This is a genomic window from Streptomyces sp. NH27 (assembly GCF_056859195.1).
The window spans coordinates 1-7,057 of record NZ_JACEGK010000424.1; the positions used below are offsets into that span (position 1 = coordinate 1).

The 7,057-nt window shown below is 71.6% G+C and carries 6 protein-coding genes; 3 read left to right on the forward strand and 3 right to left on the reverse strand.

Annotated elements, in window-relative coordinates:
* The first annotated feature begins 177 nt into the window (after positions 1–177).
* Positions 178–1,419, forward strand: coding sequence for a S53 family peptidase (locus tag AC13HU_RS27955; RefSeq protein ID WP_483044733.1), 1,242 nt, complete (start codon positions 178–180; stop codon positions 1,417–1,419).
* Between the two features lie 173 nt (positions 1,420–1,592).
* On the opposite strand, the gene AC13HU_RS27960 is transcribed toward AC13HU_RS27955, so the two are convergent.
* Both AC13HU_RS27960 and hisI read right to left on the reverse strand, forming a co-directional pair.
* Positions 1,593–3,101, reverse strand: a complete 1,509-nt coding sequence (locus AC13HU_RS27960) for an anthranilate synthase component I (RefSeq protein ID WP_483044734.1) — start codon at positions 3,099–3,101, stop codon at positions 1,593–1,595.
* A 229-nt stretch (positions 3,102–3,330) separates the two neighbouring features.
* A complete protein-coding gene (gene hisI, locus AC13HU_RS27965) occupies positions 3,331–3,681 on the reverse strand; it encodes a phosphoribosyl-AMP cyclohydrolase (RefSeq protein ID WP_483044735.1) in 351 nt (116 codons plus the stop codon).
* Between the two features lie 126 nt (positions 3,682–3,807).
* Here hisI and AC13HU_RS27970 point away from each other — a divergent pair, with 126 nt between their 5' ends.
* Both AC13HU_RS27970 and AC13HU_RS27975 read left to right on the forward strand, forming a co-directional pair.
* Positions 3,808–4,773, forward strand: coding sequence for a hypothetical protein (locus AC13HU_RS27970; protein WP_483044736.1), 966 nt, complete (start codon positions 3,808–3,810; stop codon positions 4,771–4,773).
* A gap of 109 nt (positions 4,774–4,882) precedes the next feature.
* Positions 4,883–5,515 (forward strand): TIGR03085 family metal-binding protein, encoded by a 633-nt coding sequence (locus AC13HU_RS27975; RefSeq protein ID WP_483044737.1) that lies wholly within the window; start codon positions 4,883–4,885, stop codon positions 5,513–5,515.
* Positions 5,516–5,689: 174 nt separating this feature from the next.
* Here AC13HU_RS27975 and AC13HU_RS27980 read toward each other — a convergent pair whose 3' ends face one another.
* Complete coding sequence (locus tag AC13HU_RS27980; protein WP_483044738.1) at positions 5,690–6,964, reverse strand: MFS transporter; 1,275 nt, start codon at positions 6,962–6,964, stop codon at positions 5,690–5,692.
* Positions 6,965–7,057 lie beyond the last annotated feature (93 nt).

Below are 7,057 nucleotides of genomic sequence, written 5' to 3' on the forward strand. Positions count from 1 at the left end.
GTCGTGGGGAGCCCGCGCGTCCGGCTGGTGAAGGTAAGGCGGAGATCACCGCCACCTTCTTGTTGACGTGCTCCGGTCAGACATACCGTTCCGCTCGTCCCACTGTTCCCAAAAGCACTCAGAAATCACAGCGTTCACACACGCTCCTCGGTTCCCCCCACCACAGGAGGCAGTCGCTTGCGTTTCACCCTCGGCACCCTCAGCCCGATATCCATCCGTACCGGCCTCGCCCTCACCGCAGCGGCGGGGCTCGCCGCGTCCGGACTCGCCCTCGCCTCCTCGGCGCAGGCGGCCCCGGCCGTGCACGGCCTGCGGACGGCCCATTCCTGCGCCGGCGCCACGAAGGCCGGCCAGATGGCGTGTCAGGCCGTCAAGGTCACCAGCGGGGCGAGCACCCTGGCAAGGTCCAGCGGTGCGGTCGACCCGGCCGCGGCGCCCTCCGGCTTCGGCCCGGACGACCTGCACGCCGCCTACAACCTGCCCACCACCGGCGGTTCCGACGCGACCGTGGCGATCGTCGACGCGTACGACGACCCCAACGCCGAAGCGGACCTCGCCACTTACCGTTCCACCTACGGCCTGCCGGCGTGCACCACCGCCAACGGCTGCTTCAGCAAGGTCGGTCAGAGCGGCAGCGCCTCCTCGCTGCCGAGCGCCGACGCCGGCTGGGCGGAGGAGATCTCACTCGACGTCGACATGGTCAGCGCGACCTGCCCGCAGTGCCACATCCTCCTGGTGGAGGCGAGCAGCGCCTCGATGAGCGACCTGGGCACCTCGGTGAACACCGCGGTGTCGCTGGGCGCGAAGTACGTCTCCAACAGCTACGGCGGCGGCGAGTCCTCGTCCGACTCGTCGTACGACAGCTCGTACTTCGACCACCCGGGCGTGGCGATCACGGTCAGCGCGGGCGACTCCGGCTACGGCGTGGAGTACCCGGCCGGCTCGCGGTACGTCACCTCGGTCGGCGGCACCGCGCTGACCGCCGACTCCTCCGCCCGCGGCTGGAGCGAGTCCGCGTGGAACGGTTCGGGCTCGGGCTGCTCGGCCTACGACGCGAAGCCGAGCTGGCAGACGGACAGCGGCTGCTCGAAGCGCACGGTGGCCGACGTCTCGGCGGTGGCCGACCCCAGCACCGGTGTCGCGGTTAACGACACCTACGGCGGCGACGGCGGCTGGGAGGTGTTCGGCGGCACGAGCGTGTCCTCGCCGATCATCGCCTCGGTCTACGCGCTCGCGGGCACCCCGTCGGCCGGCTCCACGCCGGCGTCGTTCCCGTACAGCCACACGTCCGACCTCAATGACGTGACCAGCGGGTCGAACGGCTCGTGCAGCCCGTCCTACCTGTGCAGCGGCACCACCGGGTACGACGGCCCCACCGGCCTCGGCACCCCGAACGGCCTCGCGGCGTTCACCGGCTGACGCCGAACGGGTCGGCCCGGGTGGCCGGTTGAGTTCAGTTCCCCGTGCCCTTGGGGGTTGCCGTTCTTCCGCGGAAGAGCGGCACGAAACCAGGGGCGCGGGGAACTGCGCGAGCAACCCCCACCGGCAGGTGGTCCCTCAACCGACAGAACAAGGCACCCCGGAAGGTCCGGTCACCGCGACAACGCATTGGCGGTGCCCACGGCCCGCAGGACCGCGGCCGCCTTGTTGCGGCACTCCGTGTCCTCGGCGACGGGATCGGAGTCGGCGACGATGCCCGCGCCCGCCTGGACATACGCGGTGCCGTCGCGGAGCAGCGCGGTGCGGATGGCGATCGCGGTGTCGGAGTCGCCGGCGAAGTCGAGGTAGCCGACGCAACCCCCGTACAACCCCCGCCTGGTGGGCTCCAGTTCCTCGATGATCTGCATCGCGCGGGGCTTGGGGGCACCGGAGAGAGTGCCCGCGGGGAAGCAGGCGGTGAGCACGTCGAAGGCGGTACGGCCGGGCGCGACCCGGCCGGTGACCGTCGAGACGATGTGCATCACGTGCGAGTAGCGCTCGACCGACATGAAGTCGACCACCTCGACGCTGCCGGGTTCGCAGACCCGGCCGAGGTCGTTGCGGCCGAGGTCCACCAGCATCAGGTGCTCGGCCCGCTCCTTGGGGTCGGCCAGCAGTTCCTCGGCGAGCGCCGCGTCGGCCTGCGGGGTGGCGCCGCGCGGCCGGGTGCCCGCGATCGGGTGCACCAGGGCGTGCCCGTCCTCGACCTTGACCAGCGCCTCGGGGCTGGACCCGACCACGTCGAAGCCGCCCTCCGCGCCCCCGTCCTCGCCGGGGAAGCGCAGCAGGTACATGTACGGGCTCGGGTTGGTGGCCCGCAGCACCCGGTAGACGTCCAGCGCGCTCGCCGTACACGGCGTCTCGAACCGCTGCGAGGGCACCACCTGGAACGCCTCGCCCGCCCTGATCCGCTCCTTGACGTCCTCCACGGCGTCCCGGAAGTCCTGGCCGCCCCACCGGGCGGTGTACTCGGGCAGTTCCGAGGGCGGCAGCGCGACCGGCGGGTGCTCGACCGGGCGGCCCAGGTCCGCCTGCATCGCGTCCAGCCGCGCCACCGCGTCGGCGTACGCCTCGTCCACGCCGGTGTCCTGGTCGTTGTGGTTGATCGCGTTGGCGATCAGCAGCACGCTGCCGTCCCAGTGGTCCAGCACGGCCAGGTCCGAGCTGAGCAGCATCGTCAGCTCGGGCAGCCGGAGTTCGTCGCTGCCGTGGTCGACGATCCGCTCCAGCCGCCTGACGATGTCGTAGCCGAGGTAGCCGACCATGCCGCCGGTGAACGGGGGCATGCCCTCGACCAGATCGCGCGGGGTGTGCAGTGCCTCGATGGTGGCCCGTAGCGCGACCAGCGGGTCGCCCTCCACCGGAACGCCCACCGGCGGGGTGCCGAGCCAGTGGGCCTGCCCGTCACGCGCGGTCAGCGTCGCGGCCGAGCGGACCCCGACGAAGCTGTAGCGGGACCAGGCTTTGCTGTCCTCCGCGGACTCCAGCAGGAAGGTGCCGACGCGCTCACCCGCGAGCTTTCGGTACAGGCCGACCGGGGTGTCGCCGTCCGCGAGCAATCGCCTGCTGACCGGGATGACACGACGGTCGACGGCGAGTTTGCGGAACGTAGCGATATCCATGGCCGCAGAGGGTATCCGCACCCGGGTGCCCCTGTCCGCCCGGGCTGCCCGGCCCGGTCGCTCCCGGACCATCCGCCGGTTGTGGCCCTCCTTTCGCGGAAGGAGCCGCACAAACCCAGGGGCGCGTGGGGGTACCACCCAGGCGAAGCTCTGGGGGAGAACGGCGCGAGCAACCCTCCACCGGCAGGTGGTCCCTCAACTCACAGGACCGGGCAACCCGGGGGGTCCGCTAGCCCTCCAGCAGGAGATCCGCATCGAAGCAGGTGCGGTCGCCGGTGTGGCAGGCGGCGCCGGTCTGGTCGACACGGACGAGGATCGTGTCGCCGTCGCAGTCGAGGGCCACGGACTTGACGTGCTGGACGTGGCCGGAAGTGTCGCCCTTGACCCAGTACTCGCGACGGCTGCGGCTCCAGTAGGTGCAGCGGCCGGTCGTGAGGGTGCGGTGCAGTGCCTCGGCGTCCATCCACCCGAGCATCAGCACCTCACCGGTGTCGTACTGCTGGGCGATGGCCGGAACCAGCCCATCGGAGTTGCGCTTGAGGCGCGCGGTGATCGCAGGGTCGAGTGAAGTCGAGGGCATGTCTCCATTCTGCCGCCGATTCGCCGCGACGAGAAAAGCCGCATCAACCGACAAACGCCGCAAGGCGGTTGTCCGCTATGCGGTAGGCGCTCGCCCCGCGTCACCCGTATGGGGCATTCTTTTGCCATGGGTTTTCCTCCGCCGCCGCCAGATGGTCCGCCGCCGCCTCCAGAGCAAGGCGGCGGTTTTGGACCGCCGCAGGGCTTCGGGCCGCCACCGCCTCCTCCCCCGCCGGGTGAAGGCGGCTACGGCGCTCCCCAACAGCCGGGCGGTGGCCAGTCGTACGGCTATCCGCAGCAGCCCGACGGCCAGCAGCCGTACGGCTATCCGCAGCAGGGCCAGCCGGGCGGGTACGGCCCGCCCGGTCAGCCGGGCCCGCCGATGCCGCCGGCCGGCTACGGCTACCCGGGTGGCCAGCAGGGCTTCGGCTACCAGCAGCCCCCGCCGCCGCCGAACAACACCAAGCGCAACGTGTGGATCGCGGTCGGCGCGGTCGTGGTGATCGGCGCGATCATCGGCGGCGTCGCGATGGCCAGCAGTGGCGGTGACAAGAAGAAGCAGGCCGACGACAAGCCGACCCACAGCATCAGCATCAGCGGGCTGCCGACCGACATGCCCACGCCGAGCTTCACGCTGCCGACGGACCTCCCGACGGACGAACCGACGCTGGACCTCCCGACGGACCTGCCCACCGACGACGACACCGGCCTGCCCACCGACCCGGCCTCGCCGGACGAGAAGCTGGTGCCGTATGTCTCGCTGAAGCCGGGCGTCTGCTTCGACGCGCCGTCCCTGACCCCGTCGGTCTCGGAGGTGACGAAGCGCTCGTGCAGTTCCTCGCACGACGCGCAGGTGGTCGCCAACGAGACGCTGAGCGGCACCTTCGACACCGACGCCGACATCCAGAGCAAGGCGCTGTCGCTGTGCCAGACCGACGCGCGCAAGCATCTGCCGCACGACGGCCGGGAGTACTACCCGTACGCGCTGTTCCCGAAGCTCATCACGTACGAGCTGCAGGGCAAGAAGACCGTCACCTGCTCGCTGACCCGCAACAACGGGACGAACCACACCAAGCTGTACAGCAAGCTCTGACCGGCGACGGGTGCGGCGGCGGCGCCGTGGCGCATCCGTTCGCGGCGACTTCGGTGATCAGGGCGGCCGGAAACAGATGTTTCGGCCGCCGGATGGTTAGCCTTGCGGTATGACGACCCATGCGCAGCGTGAACGTCTGCTTCTCGCCGACCTGCTGGAGCGTTCGGGGCCCGACGCCCCGACGCTCTGCGCGGGCTGGACCGCCAAGGACCTCGCCGCCCACGTCGTGGTGCGCGAACGCCGGGGCGACGCGGCCGTGGGGATGGTGGTGCCGCGGCTCGCCGACCGCCTGGAGCGGGTCCGCAGCGAGTACGCGGCAAAGCCGTTCTCCGAGTTGATCCAGCTGATCAGGACCGGCCCGCCGCGGCTGTCGCCCTTCTCCCTCAAGCAGGTGGACGAAGCGTCCAACACGCTGGAGTTCTACGTCCACACCGAGGACGTACGGCGTGCGGCGCCGGACTGGACCCCGCGCACGATCGACCCCGTCTTCGCCGACGCGCTCTGGGCCCGGCTGGCGCGCGCCGCCCGGCTGCTCGGGCGGCGCAGTCCGGTCGGGCTCGTGCTGCGCTGCCCGGACGGGCGGACCGCCGTCGCCCACAAGGGCACTCCCGTCGTCACCGTGACCGGTGAGCCGGCCGAACTGACGATGTTCGCGTTCGGCCGCCAGGCCGCGGCAAAGGTCGAGACGGACGGCCCGGAAGAGGCCGTCACGAAGGCGTACGAAGCGAATCTAGGGGTCTAGCCGAACTGGACCCCCCGGGTTGCCCGGTCCTGTGAGTTGAGGGACCACCTGCCGGTGGAGGGTTGCTCGCGCCGTTCTCCCCCAGAGCTTCGCCTGGGTGGTACCCCCACGCGCCCCTGGGTTTGTGCGGCTCCCCCGCAGAAGAGGGCTGAAACCCGGGCGGACAAGTGCGGCTCACTTCGCAGAGCGCACCGCCGGGGAGACGAGGCCGACGACGCCGCCGAGCATGCTGATGGCGGCGCTGGTGAGGAAGACGGGCGCGGGGCCGAAGGAGGCGACGGCGACGCCGAAGAGGGGGTAGACGAGGGGTGCGATGCCGAAGCCGGTGAGGCTCATGACGGAGGTGACGCGGCCGAGGTAGGCGGGGTCGGACGCGGACTGGATCATGGCGACGGCAAGGCCGCCGCAGACCCCGCAGATGAGCCCGGCGAGCAGGGCGAGCGCGACGGCGACCCCGAGGACGGGGGCCGCGCCGATCAGCCCGATCGTCAGGGAGCTCGCGAAGAGCGTGACGATCTGCACGGCACCGGCCCTGCGGAACCTGCCGCGTACAGCCATCAGCAGCGCGCTGGTGGCCGCGCCGGCCCCGAACGCGGCGATGATCCAGCCGTATCCGGTGGAGCCCCAGCCGCGTTGCCGGGCGAGCAGCACCATGCCGATGTTGAGCGGGCCGATGAGGCCGAGTTCGCTGAGGGCGCCGGACAGCACGAGCGGGCCGACCAGCCGGTGCCGGCGTATGTAGCGCAACCCGGCGCGCAGTTCGACCCAGGCGCTGTCGTCGCCGGAGCCGGACTCGGGCTCGGGCTCGGGCTCGGTGGTCGGCGTGGCGTCGTGGTCCTGCTTCAACTCGCCGATGCGGGTGGTGATCAGGAGCGGCACGGACAGCGCGAACAGGCCGCCGGCCACGGCGAACGCGGTGCTCGCGCCGCCAAGTCCCATGGCGAGCCCGCCGATCGGCGGCCCGGCGATGTCGCCGGTGCGGACGGCGAGCGCGCGCATCCCCTGGAGCCGGACGAGCTGGTCGCGGGCGACGAGCCGCGGCGGCAACGCGCCGACCGCGGGCATGAACAGCGCGTCCACGACGCCGAAGACGAGCGCGACGGCCACCAGCAGCCACAGTCCGGGCGAGGCCAGCGCGAGCACCGCCGCGGCGGTGAGGATCAGCACGCAGCGCACCGCGTCGCTGCCGATCACCACCCGGCGCGGGCCGAAACGGTCGGCCACCACTCCCCCGCCGAGCATGAGCAGGGCGCGCGGTACGGCGCCGACGGCCATGACCATGCCCACCTCGCCGGGCGACGCCACCTTCGCGGCGGCGAAACCGAGGGCGAGGAAGTAGACGCTGTCGCCGAGCAGGGACGCGGTGTACGCGGTCAGCCAGCGCAGCACGTTCGGGTCGCGGTGGGCGGCGGTGGTGGGCGGTGCGGCGGCGTGCGCGGTGCCGATCATGGCGGGTGGGCCTTCCTGGTGGGCGAGTTGGGCGCTGCACGTATGGCGCGAAGCAGGATGTAAGGGGCGGCATCAAGGCATGCGGGCCTTACC